General features: G+C 71.1%; 20 protein-coding genes and 1 riboswitch. Of the genes, 10 read left to right on the top strand and 10 right to left on the bottom strand.

What is annotated here, in order from left to right; translation table 11 throughout:
• Window positions 1-20: 20 nt before the first annotated feature.
• Window positions 21-1,238, bottom strand: a complete 1,218-nt coding sequence (locus C1I98_RS07305; protein WP_111166308.1) for a DUF6716 putative glycosyltransferase — start codon at window positions 1,236-1,238, stop codon at window positions 21-23.
• Window positions 1,235-2,044, bottom strand: a complete 810-nt coding sequence (locus C1I98_RS07300) for a calponin homology domain-containing protein (RefSeq protein ID WP_233507370.1) — start codon at window positions 2,042-2,044, stop codon at window positions 1,235-1,237. The genes C1I98_RS07305 and C1I98_RS07300 overlap by 4 nt, the downstream gene beginning before the upstream one ends.
• 488 nt (window positions 2,045-2,532) lie before the next feature.
• A riboswitch (cyclic di-AMP (ydaO/yuaA leader) is annotated at window positions 2,533-2,687 on the top strand.
• A gap of 8 nt (window positions 2,688-2,695) precedes the next feature.
• Here C1I98_RS07300 and C1I98_RS07295 point away from each other — a divergent pair.
• From C1I98_RS07295 to C1I98_RS07285, 3 genes are all read left to right on the top strand, one after another.
• Window positions 2,696-3,343, top strand: a complete 648-nt coding sequence (locus tag C1I98_RS07295; protein ID WP_111166306.1) for a CHAP domain-containing protein — start codon at window positions 2,696-2,698, stop codon at window positions 3,341-3,343.
• Between the two features lie 191 nt (window positions 3,344-3,534).
• A complete protein-coding gene (locus C1I98_RS07290; RefSeq protein WP_158557951.1) occupies window positions 3,535-3,951 on the top strand; it encodes an SSI family serine proteinase inhibitor in 417 nt (138 codons plus the stop codon).
• Between the two features lie 113 nt (window positions 3,952-4,064).
• A complete protein-coding gene (locus tag C1I98_RS07285) occupies window positions 4,065-5,405 on the top strand; it encodes a class II 3-deoxy-7-phosphoheptulonate synthase (protein WP_199536785.1) in 1,341 nt (446 codons plus the stop codon).
• A 73-nt stretch (window positions 5,406-5,478) separates the two neighbouring features.
• Here the strand turns inward: C1I98_RS07285 and trxA are convergent, their stop codons facing one another.
• The gene (trxA, locus tag C1I98_RS07280; protein ID WP_111166317.1) at window positions 5,479-5,859 is read right to left on the bottom strand and encodes a thioredoxin; all 381 of its coding nucleotides are present in this window, start codon (window positions 5,857-5,859) and stop codon (window positions 5,479-5,481) included.
• Window positions 5,860-5,955: 96 nt separating this feature from the next.
• On the opposite strand from trxA, the gene C1I98_RS07275 reads away from it, so the two are divergent.
• The 5 genes from C1I98_RS07275 (at window position 5,956) to C1I98_RS07260 (ending at window position 14,472) form a co-directional block, all read left to right on the top strand.
• Window positions 5,956-6,621, top strand: coding sequence for a TenA family protein (locus C1I98_RS07275; RefSeq protein WP_111166304.1), 666 nt, complete (start codon window positions 5,956-5,958; stop codon window positions 6,619-6,621).
• Between the two features lie 137 nt (window positions 6,622-6,758).
• On the top strand, window positions 6,759-9,272 hold the full coding sequence (locus tag C1I98_RS07270) for a S8 family serine peptidase (RefSeq protein ID WP_111166303.1): 2,514 nt from the start codon (window positions 6,759-6,761) through the stop codon (window positions 9,270-9,272).
• Window positions 9,273-9,442: 170 nt separating this feature from the next.
• Window positions 9,443-10,426: a S8 family serine peptidase gene (locus C1I98_RS07265; RefSeq protein WP_158557950.1), complete on the top strand. Its 984-nt coding sequence runs from the start codon at window positions 9,443-9,445 to the stop codon at window positions 10,424-10,426.
• On the top strand, window positions 10,423-11,286 hold the full coding sequence (locus C1I98_RS43670) for an NIDO-like domain-containing protein (RefSeq protein WP_233507366.1): 864 nt from the start codon (window positions 10,423-10,425) through the stop codon (window positions 11,284-11,286). The genes C1I98_RS07265 and C1I98_RS43670 overlap by 4 nt, the downstream gene beginning before the upstream one ends.
• A gap of 219 nt (window positions 11,287-11,505) precedes the next feature.
• Window positions 11,506-14,472, top strand: a complete 2,967-nt coding sequence (locus C1I98_RS07260) for a S8 family serine peptidase (protein ID WP_111166301.1) — start codon at window positions 11,506-11,508, stop codon at window positions 14,470-14,472.
• Here the strand turns inward: C1I98_RS07260 and C1I98_RS07255 are convergent.
• The 6 genes from C1I98_RS07255 to C1I98_RS07230 all read right to left on the bottom strand — a co-directional run bounded on the left by C1I98_RS07255 (window position 14,419) and on the right by C1I98_RS07230 (window position 17,806).
• The gene (locus C1I98_RS07255; RefSeq protein ID WP_111166316.1) at window positions 14,419-15,108 is read right to left on the bottom strand and encodes an alpha-ketoglutarate-dependent dioxygenase AlkB family protein; all 690 of its coding nucleotides are present in this window, start codon (window positions 15,106-15,108) and stop codon (window positions 14,419-14,421) included. The genes C1I98_RS07260 and C1I98_RS07255 overlap by 54 nt on opposite strands.
• Window positions 15,105-15,626 (bottom strand): ABC transporter substrate-binding protein, encoded by a 522-nt coding sequence (locus C1I98_RS07250; protein ID WP_111166300.1) that lies wholly within the window; start codon window positions 15,624-15,626, stop codon window positions 15,105-15,107. Before C1I98_RS07250 ends, C1I98_RS07255 begins: the two co-directional genes overlap by 4 nt.
• Complete coding sequence (locus C1I98_RS07245; RefSeq protein ID WP_111166299.1) at window positions 15,532-15,873, bottom strand: Ada metal-binding domain-containing protein; 342 nt, start codon at window positions 15,871-15,873, stop codon at window positions 15,532-15,534. The genes C1I98_RS07250 and C1I98_RS07245 overlap by 95 nt, the downstream gene beginning before the upstream one ends.
• Window positions 15,873-16,595 carry a 2OG-Fe(II) oxygenase gene (locus tag C1I98_RS07240; RefSeq protein WP_111166298.1) on the bottom strand — a complete coding sequence of 241 codons (723 nt, stop codon included), beginning with the start codon at window positions 16,593-16,595 and terminating at the stop codon, window positions 15,873-15,875. Before C1I98_RS07240 ends, C1I98_RS07245 begins: the two co-directional genes overlap by 1 nt.
• Before the next feature lie 35 nt (window positions 16,596-16,630).
• Window positions 16,631-17,143 carry a methylated-DNA--[protein]-cysteine S-methyltransferase gene (locus C1I98_RS07235; protein ID WP_111166297.1) on the bottom strand — a complete coding sequence of 171 codons (513 nt, stop codon included), beginning with the start codon at window positions 17,141-17,143 and terminating at the stop codon, window positions 16,631-16,633.
• Between the two features lie 66 nt (window positions 17,144-17,209).
• Window positions 17,210-17,806, bottom strand: coding sequence for a helix-turn-helix domain-containing protein (locus tag C1I98_RS07230; RefSeq protein WP_111166296.1), 597 nt, complete (start codon window positions 17,804-17,806; stop codon window positions 17,210-17,212).
• Window positions 17,807-17,898: 92 nt separating this feature from the next.
• Here C1I98_RS07230 and C1I98_RS07225 point away from each other — a divergent pair, with 92 nt between their 5' ends.
• The gene (locus tag C1I98_RS07225; protein WP_111166295.1) at window positions 17,899-18,858 is read left to right on the top strand and encodes an NAD(P)/FAD-dependent oxidoreductase; all 960 of its coding nucleotides are present in this window, start codon (window positions 17,899-17,901) and stop codon (window positions 18,856-18,858) included.
• Between the two features lie 127 nt (window positions 18,859-18,985).
• Complete coding sequence (locus C1I98_RS07220) at window positions 18,986-20,263, top strand: MFS transporter (protein WP_233507363.1); 1,278 nt, start codon at window positions 18,986-18,988, stop codon at window positions 20,261-20,263.
• Here the strand turns inward: C1I98_RS07220 and C1I98_RS07215 are convergent.
• Window positions 20,197-21,839: ExeM/NucH family extracellular endonuclease (locus C1I98_RS07215; protein ID WP_111166294.1), on the bottom strand; the 1,643-nt coding region annotated here is incomplete at its 5' end. The two genes, C1I98_RS07220 and C1I98_RS07215, sit on opposite strands and share 67 nt — an antisense overlap.

The following is a 21,839-nucleotide window of genomic DNA, read 5'->3' as shown; positions in this document are numbered from 1 at the left end:
CCTCTCCCGCCCTCGCCGGGTCAGCCGATGGACTTGAGGTAGCGGCGCACCCGCCGCTTGGCGCGGTAGCCCACGCGCAGCATGCCGGGCGGCACCTCTATGCGCATCCGCGCCCGGCGGCGGGCGGCGACGTCGGCGGCGCTGTGCAGCAGGGACCGCGCCGGGACGAGCCGCCCGGCGCGGGCGTCCTCGGCCAGGGCGGTGAGCCGGGGGTGCCAGTCGGCCGCGCTCTCGTGGTGGAAGTAGTTGGCCTGGCACCACCGGGCGTCCGGTTCGCGGAAGACGCCCTTGGCCAGCTCGTCGAGGTCGCCCAGGCACCCGCTGTCCTCGAACACCAGGTTGATCATCTCGGCGCTGACCCCGAAGTCCGAGAGGACCAGCAGCGGCACCGACTCGGCGATGGCCTCCAGCGCGGCGGTCGAGCTGACGGTGACGAACCCGGCCGCCCTGGACAGGTGCTCGTGCATCGGCCCGTCGGCGAACCGCACGGCTCCGCCGCGGACCCGGCCCTGGGCGGCGAGCTCCATCCACAGCCGCTCGTAGTGGTAGCGCTCGTTGTGCGTCTGGCGTTCGGTGTCGCGGGCGCGGAGCTTGACCACCACGTCGAGGTCGGGCCGCCGCTCCCCCAGTTCGGCGAGGGCCAGCAGGATCGACTCGCGCTCCTCGCGCCGCTTGGGCACCTTGGCCTGGGTGGCGAACACCACGCGGTCGCGGGGGCCGGAGGCCCGGCCGGCCGCGCCCTGGCCGAGGAAGGGCAGCCTGGCCAGGCCGACCGCGCCGCCGCCGCCGAGTTCGGCGCCGAGCGCGGAGAACTCGCGCACCTCGCGGGTGCTGTGCACGATGAACAGGTCGCAGCCGCTGCGGAACCGCCACGCCTTGTCGGTGGCGGGCACGGAGATGCCGGGCAGCCCGGAGAAGAACACCGGGCGGGGGCGCAGGCCCTCCAGAGTCTCGGCGCACAGCACGTCGACCACCGGGCCGGTGCAGGCCAGCAGTACCGCGTCGGGGGTGAACCGTTCGGCGGCCCGGCGCAGCCGCCGGGCGGTGAGCACCTCGGGCAGGCCCTCCCCGGCCGCGGCGCGGGTCCCCGCGACGGCGGCGGTGATCTGCCCGGAAGAGGGCGCGATCGGGGTCCTGATCAGGGTGAGCAGTGCCTCGTCACCTGGGGGGAGCCCGTCGAGAAGGCACGCGGCCCACTTCAGATACGAGTCCGAGTCGGCCACCGCCAGGACTTTCAAGATGTGACTCCAATGTCGTGAGTGCCGTGATCGTGATGGGCGAACATCTGCAGGTGCGAACGCAGGGACGGCGCCGCGTCGGCGGTCCACCACTCGTCGGGCACATCAACGGTCTCCACGGGCACGCCGCGCGGGGACAGTAGCACCCGCAGCGAGGTCACGGCCGTGGACGGCAGGCTCACCACGCGCTGTCCCTGAGACAGCCCGCGCAGCGTGATCTCGGCGGGGGCCCCGCCGTCGTACACGTGGACGCCCGGCTGCTCCCTGACCAGGTCGAGGTCGGCGGGGTCCTCGCGGCGGTGCGGGAAGTAGGCGACGGGGTTGCGTTCGGCCAGGCCGGCCAGCCAGCACAGGTAGGGGTCGCGGTGGACCAGGCCGTTGCGCACCAGCGAGGTGCCGAGGACGATGGTGCGCTCGCCCGGCTGGGTGGGCTCGTCGGGCCGGGCGCGCAGCCATGGGAAGTCGTGGGTCAGCAGCTCGGCGCCGGTCGCGCGTACGGCGTCGGCCAGCTCGGCGGGCACGGGCAGCGCGGTGAACACCGAGAGCCTGCCCCGGCGGGCGGCCAGGCGCAGCCGCAGGCCGGCGGCCCTGCCCAGCGCCGAGCGCAGGAGGCCGCGGACCGGGCCGGAGCGCACCGGGCGGGCGCGCAGCAGGGGCGGCAGGGCGTGGCCGCTGAGAAGTTCGAGCAGGCGGATGGTGGCCAGGCCGTCATCGACGATGACCACGCGGCGTCCCGTACCGGCCAGCAGGCGCAACTGGACCTTGCCGGAGAAGGCGTCGCCCACCACCCAGGTGCCCCCACGCATGGGCCGCGGCATTTCGCTTTGAGCTGAATCGATCACGGAATGCGCAGGTAGGCCCAGGCGGTTGAGTTCACGTCGGGTGGCGGCGAGGGCAGGAAGCTTGGCCCGCGGCACGATGCGCGTCCCGCTTCCGAGAAGGCCTGCATGGTGGGCCTCCACGGCGCAGAGCATCTGCAGCGGTGACTCCACCCAGGCCACGGCCGACCCCTGCTCCCGCACGTGGCGCCGCCGACCGTCCTCCACGCCGGGTGATGACCCGTTCACGACGCCATCACCCTAACCACGGGGGATTACGAGCACGGGAAGCCTCAGTGAACACCGGAATACGAGATTCCGGGGTGTAGGACCTTTGCCCGATTTGCCCTCGTATGTCACCATGTATTACCTTTCACGGAGTTTGTGGCAGAGCCCCCCTGCGTCGCAGGTCAGAGCGTTGCCGCGACGTTTGCAAACTGCATAGCGCCCAGTCACGGCAGGAACCCCCTCCAGCCGGGGCGCAACCGCCGAGTCCGCGATACGCGGAGCCGGGGACCCAACCTCTCCCATGGGGTGAATCGGCAAGGCCCGCCTTCGGGCGGCCAGCCGTAGGGCCGACTTCCAGGCCCGAACCCGTCAGCTAACCCGGTAGGCGGCATGGAAGCAAGGAGTCCCCCTATGTTCCTTCATCGGATCGCCCATGCCGGGAAGACCCGACTGCTCGGCGCCGCGCTGGGCACCGCGGTGTTCGCCGGCGCCCTGACCGGTGTGCAGGCCGCGCACGCCGACACCCCCACCGACACCAAGGCGGCCACAACCCAGACCCAGCGGGCCGTCAAGGCCCAGGACGTCATCAACCTGGCCCTTTCGCAGGTCGGCGTCAGCGAGAACGCCGCCGGCGGCGGCACGAAGTTCCATGAGTGGTACATGTCCTCTCGGCGAGCCCTGGAGACGGTCGCCCGTGACGGCGGCAGCGTGAACGCGTACGCCAACGCGCCCTGGTGCGCGATGTTCGTCTCCTGGGTCGGCGAGGAGCTGGGCGTCCGTCCCTCCGTCGGATGGGACGCCTACACCGTGACGCACGCCAAGTGGTTCAACGAGAACCAGCGCTGGGGCACGGCGCCCAAGCCGGGCGCGGTCGTGTTCTTCGGCTGGAACGGCGGCAAGCGCTTCGATGACATCGACCACGTCGGTTTCGTCGTGCAGGACAACGGCAACGGAACCATCAAGACCATCGAGGGCAACACGGGCAACGGCAAGGTGGAGGTCCGGACCCGGCCCACCAGCCAGGTGGTCGGCTACGGCTACCCCGACTACGCCGCCTGACCCTCGCCCCGACCTGGCCACGCCCCCGATCCCGGGCGGCGGGACCACCCCGGAACCCTACGGCCCCGTGCCACGGTGACCCCGTGGCGCGGGGCCGTTCAGTCTCGCGGGGCGCGGGCGGCGGGCCGCACTTCATGAGAACTCCTCGTAGTGGTAAAGTGACTGTGAGTATTACCGCTAGGAGGTGGCCCGTGTCAACCGCCCGCCCGCCGGTCCGCGGCGTGGTCACCCTCTCGGCGGCGGCCGTGGCCGCCGCCGCCCTCGCCGCCGCCTTCCCCGCACAGGCCAAGGTCCCCCAGTCCATGCTGGGCATCACCCGGCACGACCTCATCGCCGACCACACCCGCCACTGGTCGCTGTTCTGCGACCCCGACGGCGGCACCCATCCCGAGGCCCGCAGGGCCTGCGACCACCTGCGCGCCATCGATGGCGACCTGGGCCTGCTACGCGCCCGCTACCGATCCGCCCGCTGCGTCGGCGGCCACACCCCCGTCCGCGTCGAGATCCGCGGAAGCTGGCACGGCCGCATCGTCGGCTTCCACGCCCACTATCCCAACGCCGCCTGCGCCCAGGGCGCCGCCGCCTCCCCCACCCTCGTCCCCGGCTGACCGGCCGGCTCGGGCAGCGGGGGTATACGGCGGGGCTCCGGCGTACAAAGAGCTTTCTCATTGTGTGGACATCTGGCTGGTTGACCCCGTCCTGTGCAATAGCCTGATATGCCGTGAGCGCAGAATCGATCCATCTGGATTCCTGGCGAGAGCTGCCCGCGGCGCAGCAGCCCGACTGGCCTGACCGCGGCGAGCTCGACAAGGTCGTGGCCGAGCTGGCCGACCTTCCGCCCCTGGTGTTCGCGGGGGAGTGCGACCAGCTCAAGAGCGAGCTGGCCGCCGTGGCCCGCGGGGAGGCGTTCGTACTACAGGGCGGTGACTGCGCCGAGACCTTCGCCGGCGCGACCGCCGACGCGGTGCGCAACAAGCTGAAGACCCTGCTGCAGATGGCGATAGTGCTCACGTACGCGGGCAAGGTGCCGATCGTCAAGATCGGGCGGATGGCCGGGCAGTTCGCCAAGCCCCGCTCCAAGCCCACCGAGGTGCGCGAGGGCGTCGAGCTGCCCGCCTACCGGGGCGACATGGTCAACGGCTTCGACTTCACCCCCGAGTCCCGCGCGCCCGACCCGTGGCGGCTGCTGCGGGCCTACCACTCGGCGGCGGTGACGCTCAACCTCTGCCGCGCCTTCACCAAGGGCGGGTACGCCGACCTGCGCCAGGTGCACGCCTGGAACCAGGACTTCGTGGCCGGTTCCCCCGCCGGCCGCCGCTACGAGCGGCTGGCCAGGGAGATCGACCAGGCGCTCGCCTTCATGCGCGCCTGCGGGGCCGACCCGGAGGAGTTCCACACGGTCGAGTTCCACTCCTCGCACGAGGCGCTGATCCTGGACTACGATCGGGCGCTCACCCGGATCGACTCGCGCACGGGCCTGCCGTACGACGTGTCGGCGCACATGGTCTGGATCGGCGAGCGCACCCGCGGCCTCGACGGCGCGCACGTGGAGTTCTTCAGCCGCATCCGCAACCCGATCGGCGTCAAGCTCGGGCCGACCACCACCGCCGAGGACGCCCTCGCGCTGATCGAGCGCCTCAACCCGGACAACGAGCCGGGCCGGCTGACGTTCATCACGCGGATGGGCGCCAAGAAGATCAGGGACGCGCTGCCCCCGCTGGTGGAGAAGGTCACCGCGGGCGGCGCGGTCGTGGGCTGGGTGTGCGACCCGATGCACGGCAACACCTTCGAGGCCCCGAGCGGGCACAAGACCCGGCGCTTCGACGACGTGCTCGACGAGGTCACCGGCTTCTTCGAGGTGCACAGGGCGCTGGGCACCCACCCCGGCGGCATCCACATCGAGTTCACCGGCGACGATGTGACCGAGTGCGTCGGCGGCGGGCACGAGGTGGTCGAGGACGACCTCGCGCTGCGCTACGAGACCGCCTGCGACCCGCGGCTGAACCGCGGGCAGTCACTGGACCTGGCCTTCCGGGTGGCCGAGCTGTACCGCTCGGCCTGACGATCCGGCACAGGCCGCTTACGGCGAAGGGGAGCCGTCCACCGGCTCCCCTTCCGCACGACTGGCGGTACGGTCAGCTTTCCTGCTTCTGCTCGCCGTCCAGCTCGGCGGCGAGCTCCGCCCGGATGGCGTCCATGTCCAGGGCCTTGACCTGGCCGATCAGGTCTTCCAGGGCCGGCGCGGGCAGAGCCCCCGGCTGCGCGTACACGACGATGCCATCGCGAATCGCCATGATGGTCGGGATCGACGAGATCTCGAAGCCCTCGGCCAGGCCGCTCTCCGCGTCGGTGTCGATCTTCCCGAACGTGATGTCCTCGTGCTTCTCCGACGCCTTCTCGAAGACCGGCCCGAACTGGCGGCAGGGGCCGCACCATTCCGCCCAGAAATCGAGCAGGACGATGCCCTCATCGGCGATCTCGTTGAAGTTCTTCTCGGTTACCGCGACAGTCGCCACCAGTGGCTCCTCGCTTCCGGCGTTCACTTGACAGCCCACATAACCATGTACCCTTCGTGGGCATTCCTACCATGGTCCACTATTCAGGAGTCGCGCATGAGTCGCTACGGAGAAGACCCGGAGACCGCGACCTTCAGTGAATGGCTGCGCGCGGGCAGCGAGCCCGTCTGGTCGGCCGTCGTCGGGCATCCGTTCGCCACCGCCATCATCCGCGGCGAGGCCGACATGCGGCGCTACCTCGTCCAGGACTTCCAGTTCGTGGACTCCTTCACCGCGCTGCTCGGCGCGGCCGTGGCCGCCGCGGACTCCTTCGAGGCACGAGTGCCGTTCGGCCGGTTCCTCGGGCAGATCGCCACCGACGAGGAGCGCGGCTACTTCCACCGGGCGCTCGCCGCCCTCGGCGAGGACCCGGCCGCCACGCCCGAGCCGGAGCCGGTCACCACGGAATTCCGGGCGCTGATGGACGAGGCGCGCGCCGGCCAAGACTACCCGGTGATTCTCGCCGTGCTGTGCGTGGCCGAGTGGAGCTACCTCGGCTGGGCCTCGCGGGCACGAGAGCCGCTGCCGGAGGGCTTCCTGTACCGCGAGTGGATCGAGCTGCACGAGGGGCCGGACTTCCGGGCCTGGGTCGGCTTCCTGCGCGGCGAGCTGGACCGGCTCGGCCCGGCGCTGCCGGCGACCGCGCAGGCGCGCGTTCTTGACGCCTTCCGGCGCGCGACCGTGCTGGAACGCCGGTTCTTCGACATGGCGGCCGGAAACTGAGTAAATCATTTCGGATACTCTCCGGCATTCCTCTGCACTCTATTAGAGGAATATTGAAATGACGCACAAAAAGATCTAAGAAATCTAGAATACATTTTCGGAGGACATATAGATCGCAATCTCGCGAAGGAGATCACGTGTCCCATCACTTACGGTCACCGGCCTCGCGCCGGAGCCCGGTCCGGCTGCTCATCGGCCTGGTGGCCGCTGTCGGCCTGTTGTTCCCCCAGGGTACGGCGCACGCCGTGCCGTACCGCTCCCCCGGCGACGACAAGATCGCCAAGGCGGTCGCCACCGATCTGAAGGACGGCAAGGCGACCTTCTTCGTCCGCCTCGCCGGTGAGGCGAACGTTTCGGCCGCCCGCAGGGCCGCCACCAAGCCGGCCAAGGGCAGGGCGGTGTACGCGGCCAAGACCGCACACGCGAACCGGTCCCAGGCCCGGCTGCGGAAACTGCTGACCGAACGGAAGTCCGAGCACACCCCGTTCTGGATCGCCAACATCGTCAAGGTGACCGCCGGCGCGGAGCTGGCCAAGGAGATCGCGGCCCTGCCCGAGGTCACCGCCATCGAGCCGATCGGGAAGGCCGAGCCGCCGAAGCCGCGGCCGGGCAAGGCCCAGGCGAAGGTCGGCGCGCTCGAGTGGAACATCGACCGCATCGGCGCGCCCCGGGTGTGGAGCGAGCTCAAGAACCTGGGCGAGGGCGTCGTCGTCGGCATCATCGACAGCGGCGTGGACATCGAGCACCCGGAGCTCGCGGGACAGTACCGCGGCACGAGGGCCGACGGCTTCATGGACCACAACTACAACTGGACGGCGCCCGAGGGGCTGTGCCCGAGCGCCGCCCCGTGCGACCCCCACTTCCATGGCACGCACGTGACCGGCACCGTCGTCGGCAAGAGCGGCATCGGTGTCGCCCCCGGCGCCAGGTGGATCGCCGCCGGGGGCTGCTGCGACGAGGCCGCGCTGCTCGCGGGCGGCCAGTGGATGCTCGCGCCGACCGACGTGAACGGCCAGAACCCCCGGCCCGACCTGGCCCCCGACATCATCAACAACTCCTGGGGCGGCAAGGGGTACAAGGACTGGTACGAGACGGTCATCAGCGCGTGGGTGGACGCGGGCATCTTCCCGATGTTCGCCATCGGCAACGACGGGCCTGCCTGCGGCACCAGCCACTCCCCCGGGATGTACACCGAGAGCTACGCCGCCGGCGCGTTCGGCGCGGACGACGCGGCGGCGAGCTTCTCCAGCCGCGGCCCCGGCGAGAACGGCGAGATCAAGCCCAACATCTCCGCGCCAGGGGACAATATCCGCTCATCGATCCCCGAAGGCGGCTACTCCGTCATACGTGGCACCTCGATGGCCTCGCCGCACGTGGCCGCGACGGTCGCGCTCATCCTGTCCGCCGCGCCCTCGTTGCGCGGTGACGTCGCCGCCGTACGCACGCTGCTCGACGGCATCGCCATCGACGGGGACGACACCACGTGCGGCGGGACGTCCCAGGACAACAACGTCTACGGGGAGGGGCGGCTGGACGCCTACGCCGCCGTACAGGCCGCGCCCGACGACCCGCTCGGAACGCTGTTCGGGACGGTCACGACGGCGAACGGCGCGCCCCTGCCCGAGGCCGACGTGACGGTCACCGGCCCGCTCGGCCGTACGACGGCCAGCGGCGGCCAGGGCGCCTACTCCGTCCTGCGCCTGCCTCCCGGCACCTACCAGCTCGGCGCGTCGCGGTTCGGATACTCCCCCGCGACCACATCGGTGACCATCGTCGCCGGTCAGACCACCACCGCCGACCTCGCTCTGACCCTGCGGCCGCATGGCCTCGTCTCCGGGACGATCAGTGTGGCAGGCGTCCCCGAGCAGGGCGCCACGGTGAAGGTGGCCGGTACGACGGCCGAGGCGGTCACCGACGCCGCGGGCCACTACCGGCTCGGCCTTCCGCACGGCTCCTACCGGCTGGAGATCGCCGGCTCCTCGCGTTGCGTGGGCACCGCGAGCGAGCAGATCACCGTGGCCGGCAGCGTGACCAGGAACGTGGATCTGCAGGTGCGGCGCGACGCCTTCGGATACACCTGCACGAGCGGCACCGAGCCGTACGTCGCGGGCACCCAGCGCCTCACCCAGATCGACACGAAGCTGGTCGAGAGGCTGACCCTGCCGTTCCCCGTGCCGTTCTACGGCACCGCGCGCTCGGACCTGTGGGTCACCGCCAAGGGGTACGCCTCGTTCATCGAGCCCGACGCGGCAGTCGAGAACGAACCGCTGCCCAACCCGGGTATCCCGAACCTCTCCGTCTACCCCTTCTGGGACAACCTCTGGGTGGACGCGCAGGCCGGGGTCTACACGGCCACGGTGGGCACCGCCCCGCACCGGTCGTTCGTCATCGAATGGCGGAACGTCACCTTCGACGACCAGGGTGACCGGCGTCTGTCGTTCTCGGTCCTGCTCGGCGAGGACGGCACGATCGGGTACCGCTACAAGGACATCGACGCCTGGCGCGACCAGGGCCTCAGCGCCACGGTCGGCCTGGAGAACGAGGACGGCGGCGACGCCTTCGAGTACTCCTACAACGTCCGCGCGATCAGTGAGGGCCAGAGCCTGACCTTCACCGCACCCCCGGCCGCCCCACGCCGGACGCGACCGTAAGGACCGCCCGCGAGGTGCGGCGGGCCGTGCCCGTCGCACTCCGCGAGCAAATTCAGCAGAATCGCCTCCGCCGCTTTTCGCGTATTTAGACGAGCGGACATCTGGAAAGTCAATTGTTTTGGGATACATTTCCTTCGGCCGGGATGAAGTTCCTCCCCAGCATGAAGGGAATGCGCGTCTTCCATCCCTTATGGCATCGGTCCCTCAGCCGGACGCTGACCGGGCTGCTCACCCTTCTCCCCATTCTCCTGCCACCGGTCCCGGCGCACGCCGAACCCGGCGCCGAGAAGATCGCCGTCGCCGTGCGCACGGACCTGAAGGACGGCAAGGCCACCTTCTTCGTCCGCCTCGGCGATGAGGCCGATCTCGGCGCCGCCCGCCGGGCCACCACGAAGGACGCCAGGGCCAAGGCGGTGCACGAAGCCCTGACCGCGCACGCGGGCAGGTCCCAGGCCCGGCTGCGAAAACTGCTGACCGAACGGAAGGCCGAGCACGAACCGTTCTGGATCGTCAACGCCGTCAAGGTCACCGCCGGCCCGAGACTGGCGAACGAGATCGCCGCCCTGCCAGAGGTCGCCGCCCTCGATCCCATCCGCAGGGACCAAGCCCCGAAACCGCGGCCGAAGCCGGGCAAGGCTGCGGCCGAAGCCGCCGCGGTCGAGTGGAACATCGACCGGATCAAGGCCCCGCGCGTGTGGGACGAACTGAACGACCGGGGCGAGGACATCGTCGTCGGCATCATCGACAGCGGGGTCGACATCGGCCATCCGGACCTCGCCGGGCGATACCGCGGCAACCTCCCGGACGGCACGGTGGACCACGACTACAGCTGGTACGACCCAGGCCGGTCCTGCTCCACGGGCGCCCCGTGCGACTACACAGGGCATGGCACCCATGTGGCCGGCATCATCGCCGGCGAGAACGGCATCGGGGTCGCGCCAGGCGCCAAGTGGATCGCCACCTCCGCGAACAACTCGCAGGACGGGAAGATCAAGGCAGGCGAGTGGATGCTCGCACCGACCGACCCCGCAAGCCGGAAGCCGTCGTCAGCGGCACCATCACCGCGGGCGGCGACCCCGAGAAGGATGCCACGGTCATCGCGTCCGGCACTCCGGTCAAGGCCGTCGCCGACGGCTCCGGCCGCTACCAGTTGACCCTCCCGCACGGCTCCTACCAGCTCAGCGTCGCCGGCGCCTCGCACTGCGCCGGCACCGCGACCGCGGACATCACCGTGGCCGGGAGCGTGACGAAGGACTTCGACCTGACGGTGAAGCGGGACGACTTCGGTTACACCTGCACCAGCGGCACCGAGCCCTACGTGGCGGGCACCGAGCCGCTGACCGTCGTTCCCGGGGCGGGGCAGGAGGTGGCGCTGCCGTTCCCGGTGCCGTTCTACGGGGAGTCCAGGTCCCGGATCTGGGTGACCACCGTGGGCTTCGCCTCGTTCGCCGGTGAGGTCGTGTTCGACAATGAACCCCTGCCGGAACCGTTGGAGCCCAACCTCGCCGTCTATCCCTTCTGGGACGACCTGCGGTTGGAGGCGCAGTCCGGGATCTACACCGCCACCGTGGGCACGGCTCCGCATCGGTCCTTCGTGATCGAGTGGCGTGACATCAGACCGCAGGCGGACACCTTCGAGCTCATGTCGTTCTCCGTGCTGCTCGGTGAGGACGGCACGATCGGCTACCGCTACAAGGACATCGACACAGCGGTCGAACAGGGCAGCAGCGCCACGATCGGCATCGAGAACGCCGACGGCACCGACGCCTTCCAGTACTCCTTCGACACCCCGTCCATCCGCGACGGGCAGAGCCTGACCTTCACCGCCAAGGACTACGGCGTGGTACGCGGGAAGGTCACCGACGCCAACGACGGCCAACCCCTGGCCGGCGCGACCGTGGAATTCCCGCACGTCGCCGCCTTCACCACCCGTGAAGACGGCACCTACCGCGGCCAGGTCAGAGCCGGAACCCACCAGCCAGCGAACGACAACCGACCATCGAGATCCCAGTGACCGTCACCGCGCCCGAGTGACGACGCCCTGAAGGCATTCATGTGAGAGCGCGGCGTACACGGCCTCCGTCCCATACGCCGCGCAAATCACCATCAACAAGAATTGCATCCACCGATTTTCGATCATTTAGCCAGAAAACAGCTTTGATCAATTGCAAAACCGAGTTACATTCCTTCGACATCGATGGAAAGATCATGTTTCCGCGCGAAGGAGAAAGAAGTGCCCCATTTACGAGCGCTGCTCGGCGTACTCGTCGTGCTCGGTCTCTTGACACCCCAAGCAACGGCGCACGCCGCCCCAGGAAGCGACAAGATCGCCGCCGAGGTCAGAGCGGACCTGAAGGACGGCAAGGCCACCTTCCTCGTCCGTCTCAAAGGCGAGGCCGGCCTCTCCGCCGCCCGCGCGGCCACCACGAAGGCGGCCAAGGCCAAGGCCGTCTACGACGCCAAGTCCGCGTACGCGGCGAGGTCCCAGGCCGGATTGCGTGACCTGCTCACGAAGCGGAAGGCGAAGCACACCTCGTTCTGGATCGTCAACGCCGTCGAGGTGACCGCGGACGCGAAGCTGGCGGCCGAGATCGCCGCCCTGCCCGAGGTCACCGGCATCGTGCCCATCGGCGAGGCCGAGGCCCCGAAGCCCCGGCCGGGTAAGACGCACCCGAAGGCGAAGACCGCGGCAGGCGCGGTCGAGTGGAACATCGACCGGATCGGCGCCCCGCGCGTGTGGAACGAGCTGGACGATCGGGGCGAGGGCATCGTCGTCGGCATCGTCGACAGCGGAGTGGATTTCGAGCACCCGGAACTGGCCGCCCAGTACCGTGGCAGGCGGGCCGACAGCAGCCTGGACCACGACTACAACTGGTTCGACGCCACAGCCATCTGCACGCGCCCGCAACCTTGCGACGACGACTCCCACGGCACCCACGTCGCCGGCACCATCGTGGGCCAGAACGGCATCGGCGTCGCACCCCGCGCCAGATGGATGGCCGCCAAGACGACGAGCACGATCTCATCCAGGCTCAAGGGTGCGGAGTGGATGGCGAGGCCCACCGATCTCAACGGCCAGAACCCTCGTTACGACCTCATTCCCGACATCGTCAACAACTCCTGGTCGTCCTACGAGCACTACGAGGAGTACCGGCAGATCGTCAACACGTGGATCGCCGCCGGCATCTTCCCGATGTTCGCCGCCGGCAACCAGGGGCCGGCCTGCGGCAGGATGGGCAGTCCCGCGAACTTCGCCGGGACCTACAGCACCGGCGCGTTCGATGTGAACAACGCGATATGGGCGCAATCCCAACGGGGGCCGGGCGAGAACGGTGAGATCAAGCCGAACATCGCGGCTCCGGGGGTCGATATCCGCTCATCGGTGCCCGACGGCGGGTACAGCAGCCAGGACGGCACCTCGATGGCATCCCCGCATGTGGCGGGCACGGTGGCGCTGCTCTGGTCGGCGGCGCCCTCGCTGCGCGGCGACATCCCCGCCACCCGGGCGCTGCTGGACGGCACCGCCATCGACACGGCCGACCTGAGCTGCGGCGGGACCGCCGCGGACAACAACGTCTACGGCGAGGGACGGCTGGACGCCCACGCCGCCGTCCAGGCCGCGCCCGACGACCCGCTCGGCACGCTGAGCGGCACCGTCACCGCGAACGGCTCGCCGGTGTCCGGCGTCGATGTGACGATCACCGGACCGCTCCGCCGTACGGTGGGGACCGGCGCGGACGGCACGTACTCGCTGCCCCGCCTCCCTCCCGGCAGTTACGCGATCACCGCGGCCAGGTTCGGCTACCAGAGCGCGACATCGACCGTCACCGTCACCGACGGCCAGACCACGACCGCGAACCTCACGCCGACCCGCCTACCGGAAGCCGTCGTCTCCGGAACGATCACCGCGGCGGGTGTCCCCCAGAAGGGCGCGACGGTCTCCGTGCCCAAGACCGCGGTCAAGGCCGTCACCGACGCCGCGGGCGACTACCGGATCACCCTCCCGCACGGCTCCCACCGGCTGGAGGTCACCTCCTCACGCTGTACCGTCACCGCCACCGAGCAGATCACCGTGACCGGGAACCTGACCAAGAACGTCGACCTCGCGCCTCGGACGGACCGCTTCGGCTACACCTGCACGGTCGGCACCGAGCCGTACGTGGCGGGCACCGAACGGCTCTCGCTCACCGGCCCGATCGGGAGCGAGCAGGTGACGCTGCCGTTCCCGGTGCCGTTCTACGGTGAGTCCCGTTCCGAAGTCGCGGTCGCCATCCGCGGCTACGCCGCCTTCGTCGGCGACGACCCGGGCCTGGCGAACGAACCGCTGCCCGGCACGGTGGAGCCCAACCTGGCCGTCTACCCCTACTGGTCCAGGCTCTTGGACCTCGATGACCAGGGCGGGGTCTACACCGCCACGGTGGGCACGGCACCCCACCGGTCCTTCGTGATCGAGTGGCGGGACATCACCTTCCGGCGGGTGCCGGGTCAACGGCTCTCGTTCTCCGTGCTGCTCGGCGAGGACGGCACGATCGGCTACCGCTACAAGGACGTCGACCCGGGAGTCGAACAGGGCGTGGAGGCGACCATCGGCATCGAGAACGCCGATGGCACCGACGCCCTCCAGTACTCCCACATCACGCCGTCCGTACAGGACGGGCAGAGCCTGACCTTCACCGCCAAGGACTACGGCGCGGTCCGCGGGAAGGTCACCGACGCCAACGACGGCCAACCCCTCGCAGGCGCGACCGTCGAATTCCCCCACGTCGCCACGCTCACCTCCGGTGCCGATGGCACCTACGGCGGCCATGTCCGGGCCGGGACCCATCGGGTGAAGGTCTCCAAACAGAACTACGGCACTCTCTTCCAGGACGTCACCCTCGCCGCGACCAGCGTCACCACCAACGACGCCGCCCTCATCACCGCCAAGGTCGCCGCCGCACCCACCTCACTGACCTTGAACGGCAGCACGACCGCCACCATCACCCTCACCAACACCGGCACCGCCCCCACCCCCTACGAAGTCACCACCGAAGACGCCTGGCTCACCGCCACCCCCGCCACCGGCGGACTCCTGCAAAACCAGTCGGCCACCATCACCGTCACCGCCGCATCCTCGGGACCCCACACCGGAAAACTCCTCATCCACTCAGCCGGCGGACGGCAACCGATCATCGAGATCCCCGTCACCATGACCCCGTAGCGGATCGGCCAGGCCGGTCACCCGCATGGTGATGTTCAACCGGCCGCGGGCCGGCCCGGTGGCCGGGTCGGCGGTGCCGGGGTGGACCTTGGGGACACCGTGATAGGCGTACCGGGACGGGCCGCCGAACACGAACAGGTCGCCCGAGGCCAGGAGGAGGTCCGTGTAGGGCTTGCTCCTGGTCTCGGTGTTGCCGAAGCGGAAGGTGCAGGTGTCACCGATGCTGAGCGAGACCACGGGAGCGTCGGACTTTTCGTCCTTGTCCTGGTGCATGCCCATTTTCGCCGCGCCGTCGTAGAAGTTGATCAGGGCGGTGTCCGGTGTGTAGCCGTCGTGCTCCCCGTAGGCGGCGACCAGCGCGCGGCGGCCGAGGCCCACCATCCAGCGGGGGAACTCCGCCACGCGGGCGCCGTTCACGTCGTCGGCGGTGCGGGTGTACCGGTACGGCCGCCAGTGCCAGCCGACGCAGACCGTCTGTACCGACATGACACCGCCCCGGGGCAGGACCGTGTGCCGGATCGGCACCGGCCCGGTCGCCCACGCCCGGCACGCCGCCACGAGGTCGCGCTGCTCGTCAGGGGACAGCCAGCCCGGCACGTGTACCGCGCCGGGCGCGATCTGCCTGCGCGGACTCATCGCGACCACCCCTCCCGCACGGTGACCAGGTTACGGCCGGCCTCCCAGACCTCGCCGCCGGCGGTCGCGCCGCGAAGGCCCAGCAGCGTCCCGGGCCCGGCCGCCGCCACGCCGCGCGCGGCGGAGGCGAACCCGAAGGTCCTTTCCGGCCGCCAGGCGGTGCTGTGCCGCAGGCGGCGGCTCATCTGCGCCCAGCCGGGCCCGCTCGCGGCCACCACCCACGCGTCGGGCTCGCCCGCGACCATGCGCCGGGCCTGACGCAGCCAGGAGGCCGCCTCCTCCGGCCAGTCCACCGTCGCGAGCACATGCAGGCCCATGCCGGTCCAGGACGCGGCGAACGCCTCGGCAGCGGCCACCGAGGCGGGGTCGCGGCCATGCCCCACCGTGACCGCCTCGATCCTGGGCCGCTGCGCGCGCAGCAGGTCAAGGAGCGCGGCCAGTTCGGCCGCGGTGTGCGGGGCCGCCGGAGCCGGACGGGCCGCCCCGGCCGCCGGAAGCAGCGGCGAACGCGGCCTCATCCCGGCCCGCCCGGAAGGCGCGGTAGCGGGCGGGCAGGCAGACCGCGCACGGCCGGTATCCGGCCGAGAGCGCGGTCGCCTCGTCGGCGAAGAACACCCGCTGCCCGACGTAGCCGCCCTGCGCGATGGCGCGCAACGCCGACGGGCAGTCCAACCGGCCGTACAGACGTCCACGCCGGTGACCGCCCAGCGTCCCGGGGATCTCGCTCGGGTAGGGACGGCCATCGGCGCCGATCAGCGTGAACATCAGGCCGCGTCATGGAACACCAGACCGAGCGTGCGCCGCAGGCCGGTGCGTACCGTGCTGACGCCGTGGCGGACCGGGGCGGCCGACCAGCCTCGCGCCGAGGCCACCGGGCGGTCGCGGGTGGTGAACACCAGGCCGTGGCCGCGCCGCAACAGCGTCACCGTCCCCCGTGACTGGGCCCGGGGCCGCTGCTCGACCATCAAGAACTCCCCGCCGGTGTAGTCGCCGCCGGGCTCATCCAGGCCGACCACGACCTGCAACGGGAACACCAGGTCCCCGTACAGGTCGCGGTGCAGCGCGTTCCAGTCGCCCGCGCGGTAGCGCAGTAGGATCTGGGTGGATTTGGTCTGCCCTGCGCGGTGGCACATGTCCAGCCACTCGTCCAGGGTGTCCGGCCAGGGCGCGGGCCTGCCCAGCCTGGCCGCCCAGTCCCGGGCGATCGGCAGCAGCCGCGGGTAGAGGGCCTGCCGCAGTTCCTCGATCGGGGCCGGGAACGGGCGGTTGAAGTAGCGGTACCGGCCGCGGCCGAACCGCAGCCGTTCCATGTCGACCGTGGATCGGAACAGCGCGGGCTCGTCGTAGAGCGCGGCGATGTCGCGGCATTCATCGGCGGTCAGCAGCGGGCCGGTGGGCGCGCAGCCGTGGGCGTTCATCTCCTCGGCCAGCGCGTCCTGGTCGATCGCCGCGACGCGATCGTCCGGCCGGGTCTGTGTCGACGTCATCGTGATCGTCCTTCCATGTCTCCGGAGCGGGCCGGTCAGACGGGCAGCGTCTGCTGCGCGGCCTCGTGGTCCAGCAGGTGGCGCTTGCGCTCGATGCCGCCCGCGTAGCCGGTCAGCGCGCCGTCCGCGCCGACCACGCGATGGCACGGGCGCACGATCAGCAGCGGGTTGGCGCCGACGGCGGCGGCCACCGCGCGGACGCGGTCGCGCGGCTCGCCGACCCGTCCGGTGAGCGTGCCGTAGGTCGTGGTCTCGCCGTACGGGATCGCCTCCAGCGCGGCCCACACCCGCTGCTGGAACGCCGTTCCGCCCGCCGCGAGGTCGAGGCCGAAGCCGGTGCGCTCGCCCGCGAAGTACTCCCGGAACCGCCGCCGGACCTCCGTGAACGCGTCGTCGTCGCGCCTCCACTCCGGCCGCACGCCGAACGCGCGGGCCTGACCGGGGAACGCCACGCTCACCAGCGCGACCCCGCCGCGCGCCGCGGCGGTCCGCTTCCCTGTCACCAGTAGCTCCCCCAGCGGGCCGGTGATCGTCGTGTAGAGCCTCATCTCCGCCCCTCCTTCCGTTGGCGTCTCTACCTGTTCAACACCATCGGCCTGGGAAGACCTCGGCGGTTATCGGACCTCTCGCTCGGCGCGGGGCCGGGCGCGCATGTGCATGCGCTCGCCCTGGCGGCCGAACAGGTTGAGCACCTCGACGGGGGTGTCGCCCGCCGGGCCGAACCAGTGCGGCAGGCGGGTGTCGAACTCGGCGGCCTCCCCCGGTCCCATGATCAGGTCGTGGTCGGCCACGATGAGCCGGACGCGCCCGGACAGCACGTACATCCACTCGTAGCCTTCGTGCGTGACCGGCCGCGGCTCGTTCTGCGTGGCCGGAATGATCGACTTCCATGCCTGCAGCGGTCCCGGCTGAGTGGTCAGCGGAAGCACGGTCCGCCCGTTGCGGACGACGGGCCTGGCGCGGACGCGCGGGTCGCCGACCTCCGGCGCGCCGACCAGCTCGTCCAGCGGCACCTGGTGCGCCTGCGCGATCGGCAGCAGCAGTTCCAGGCTGGGACGGCGCTGTCCGGACTCCAGTCTGGAAAGGGTGCTCTTGGAGATGCCGGTGGCCTCGGCCAGTGCGGACAGGGTCACGCCGCGCTGGGTGCGGATGCGCCTGAGCCGGGTGCCGACCTGGGCCAGCGTGACGTCTATCGGGGATCGCTGCTCCATGGGTCCATTCCATCTCCGCCGTCCCGGAAATGGCAACAAAAGTTGTCATTCGCCCGAGCCGGCGCGCACCATCGGGGCCGGAGGTGAACGTCATGATCAAGACGATGAACGGCCAGAACACCGATGTGCGGTACGACGTCGTGGTGGTCGGCGCGGGAGCGGCCGGGCTGAACGCCGCGCTGCTCCTGGGGAGGGCGCGGCGCAAAGTGGCCGTGATCGACGCCGGGGAGCCGCGCAACGCCCCCGCCGCGCACATGCACGGCTTCCTGTCCCGTGACGGCATGCCCCCGGCCGCCCTGCTGGAGGCCGGGCGGGCGGAGGTCGCCCGGTACGGCGTGCGCCTGCTACGGGGCCGGGTGGAGGAGATCGAGCCCGGTTTCTCCGTCCGCCTGGGCGGCGGCCCGGTGCTCGGCGCCCGCCGCGTCCTGGTCGCCACCGGCCTGCGCGACGAGCTGCCCGGCATTCCCGGGGTGCGCGAGCGCTGGGGCAAGGACGTGCTGCACTGCCCCTACTGCCACGGCCACGAGGTCGCCGGACGGCCGCTGGCCGTGCTCGGCACGCATCCGGGGGCGGTCCACCAGGCGCTGCTGCTGCGGCAGTGGAGTGAGGACGTGATCTTCCTCAAGCACACCCTCGATCTGGCGGCGGAGGACCGGGAGCGGCTGGAGGCGTTCGGCCTGCGTGTCGTCGAGGGCGAGATCGACCACCTGGTGGTCGAAGGGGACCGGCTGCGCGGCGTCGAACTCGCCGGCGGCCGGGTGCTGCCCCGCGCCGCCGTCTTCCTCTTCCCGCGCATGGTGCCGCACGACGGGCTGCTGACCGGCCTGGGCTGCGCCAAGGACGACAGCGGCTGGATCGCCACCGACCGCACGGGCCGCACCGGCGTGCCGGGGGTCTGGGCGGCCGGAAACGTCATCGACCCACGCGCCCAGGTCATCACCGCCGCCGGAATGGGGGCGACCGCCGCTTTCGCCCTCAACGCCGACCTGGTGGACGAGGACGTCCAGCGCGCCGTCGCCCGCCGGCAGGCCGCCACCGGCGCCCGTAGTTGACCCGCCGCCCGCCGTACCCGCCTGCGGCCATCGCGCCCGTCACCCATGAAGGAGAACTCCCCATGCCCGTACACACCCAAGCTCCGATCACATCACCCGCTTTCCCGCGTGCCGTTGGGGTGGGACGGTGAGCGCCGGGGCCGTGGTGGGACCGGCGGTCCGGGGGAGGTTGCCGCCGGCCGTCTATCTGCTGTCCTTCAGTTTGTTCTCGATGGGCAGCGCGGAGTTCCTGCTGGCCGGGGTGCTGCCGGCCGTTGCGGCGGATCTGCGGATCACGCTGTCCTCCGCCGGGGCGCTGATCTCGGCGTTCGCCGTCGCCGTCGTCGTGGGCGGGCCGCCACTGGCCATCGTGACCCTGCGCCTGCCGCGGCGGCTGACACTGGTGGTCACCCAGGCGGCCTTCGCCGCGTGCGTGGCGATCGGCATGATCACCGACGCCTACCCGGTGCTGCTGGTCACGCGCTTCCTGTGCGGGCTGGCCTACGCGGGGTTCTGGGCGGTCGCGGCGGTCACCGCGATCGGCCTGGTCCCGGCCGACCGTGCCGCCCGCGCCTCCGGGGTCGTGGTCAGCGGCCTCAGCCTGGCGATGATCGCCGGCGGTCCGGCCGGAGCGATGCTCGGCTACTTCATCGGCTGGCGGGGCGGGTTCTGGGCCGTGGCCGCGTTCACCGTCGCCGGTGCCGTCCTGACGCTCCTCGCGCTGCCCGCCACCGGCGGGCCGCGCGAGGCGAGCGTGCGCGGGGAGCTTCGCGTCATGCGCCGCCCCCGACTGTGGGCGATCTACGCCGTCACCCTGCTGAGCACCGCCGCCTACATGATCTCCTACAACTACCTGGCGGCGTTCCTGACCGGCATCACCCGCATCCCCGGGATCTGGGTCCCGGTGATCCTGACCCTGTTCGGCGTCGGCGCGTTCGTCGGCCTGTCCATCGGCGGCAGGATCGCCGACCGGCTGCCCACCCACGCCCTGCTGGCGGGGGCGCTCGGGATCGCCGCGTGCTCGGTACTGCTGGCCGTGTCCGCCCGGCACGCGGCGGCCGTCGTCCCGCTGGTCCTGCTGCTCGGCGTCGCCGGGTTCGTGCTGAACCCGGCGATCTACGGGCGGGTGTTCGCCATCGCGTCCGGTGCGCCGACCCTCGCCGGGGCCACCACCGTCTCGGCCTTCCAGCTCGGCATCAGCCTGGTCCCGGTGCTGGCCGCCACGGCGCTCGACGCCGGAGCGGGGCTGATCGCCCTCCCCTGGCTCGGCGCCGCCCTGGCCGTGATCACGGTCGGGCTCGTCCTGCTCGACCGGACGATGTCCCGCCCGCTTGACGAGGGTCGGCGCCGAGCGGCCGGTCAGAAGAGGTTCAGGCCGATGAGGACGGGGTCGTGGTCGGAGGATCGGAAGGCGTCCGGCCGGTAGAGGGCGGGCGGGTTGTACTCGGTGTTGTAGTCGAGGATGAGCGGTTCGTCGGCGTTGATGTGCCAGATGGTCGCGCCGGTGACCCGCCTGAGCAGGCTCCTGCCCACCAGGGCGTGGTCGAGTTCGCCGGACAGGCCGCCGAAGACGTAGCTGTAGCGCAGCGGGGCCGGGACGAACCGCTTGGTCACGCTGGACAGCCCGCCCGCCTCCAGGGTGCGGATCGGGTCCTCCTCGCCGTAGGCGTTGAGGTCGCCGAGCACGAGCGGGCCGGGCAGGCCGAGGGAGTCGATCAGGCCGAGCACCGCCTTGGACTGGCGCACCCGCTCGGGGTTGAAGCAGCTCTGGCCGTCGCCCTGGTCCTGCTCCGGGCCGCTGGCCCCGTCACAGCCCTTGCTCTTGAAATGGTTGACGATCATGGTGAACGGCGTGCCGCCCTTGACCCTGCGGAAGGTCTGGATGAGCGGGGGCCTGCGGAAGACCGGGTCGGCGGAGGAGCGGGCGGCGCCGACCGGGGTCAGCTTGGCGGGCTTGTAGATGATGCCGACCTGGATCGCGTCCGTGCCCGGGTTCGGGTGCCGCAGCGCGGCGTAGGTTCCCTTGCCGACCTCGGCGTTGAGCGCGCCGACGAGGGCGTCGAGGGCGGTCTGGCCGTTGTTCTCGACCTCCATCAGGCCGACCGCGTCGGCGTCCAGGCCCTTGAGCGCGGCGACCAGCTTGGCGAGCTGCCGCTGCTGCTCCTGCGCGGTGTCCGCGCCGCGCGAGTCGAGCGTGGTGAACCAGTTGAGCGTGTTGAAGCTCGCGACCTTCACGTTGCCGAACACCGGGAACGGCCGCTGCGGGCGCGGGTTGAGCGGCAGGAAACGGACCTGCCCGGTCGGTTGCAGGCGGTAGCTGCCGAAGCCGTACCCGAGTACGCCGGTGACGCTCAGCGCGGTGTCCCCGATCCGGACGGCACGCGGGCGGGTGTACGGCACGACCGGCGGGTTCTGCACCGTGGAGCCGTCGTCGATCAGCAGCCGGCGGCGTTCGTCGCGCCCGGCGTCCACCCCGCCCCGGTCGGTCGGCTGGTACAGCCGGCCCCCGGCGGAGACGGTGACCTCACCGAAACGCCCGAGCTGGTAGTGCTCGGTCACCGACAGCGGCCCGGCGAAGGTGAGGAGCATGTTCTCCAGCGGCTCGAACGTCCCCCCGGCCGCGCGCGGCAGGGTGCGGACCACGGGCCTGATCCTGCCCGTGCCGCAGACGTCCACGGCGGTGACCGGGGACAGTTCGGTCCAGCCGTTGTACTCCACGGCCCGGCCGGTGACCAGCACCCGGTCACCGACCTTGACGTCCTTGAGGGTGTCCCCGGCGAAGGCGAACAGGCCCTCGGAGGTCGCGGGGTCGGCGTCGGGCGTCGGGTCCTGCAGGAAGAACCCGCTCAGCTCGGTGGACTTCTGGAAGTCGCCGGTCACGACGCCTTCCACCCGGACGGTACGGCCGGCGAGCGGCGTCGACTCCCCGCCGCCCTGGACCTCGGCGATCTGGTGGGTGGCCGCCGTCTCACACGGCTCGCCCGTCGGCGTGGGCGTGGGCG

It is taken from the genome of Spongiactinospora gelatinilytica (genome assembly GCF_003236385.1).
GTDB lineage: Bacteria > Actinomycetota > Actinomycetes > Streptosporangiales > Streptosporangiaceae > Spongiactinospora > Spongiactinospora gelatinilytica.
The sequence above is the reverse complement of the archived record's forward strand: the minus strand, read 5'-3'. Positions and strand labels throughout refer to the sequence as shown.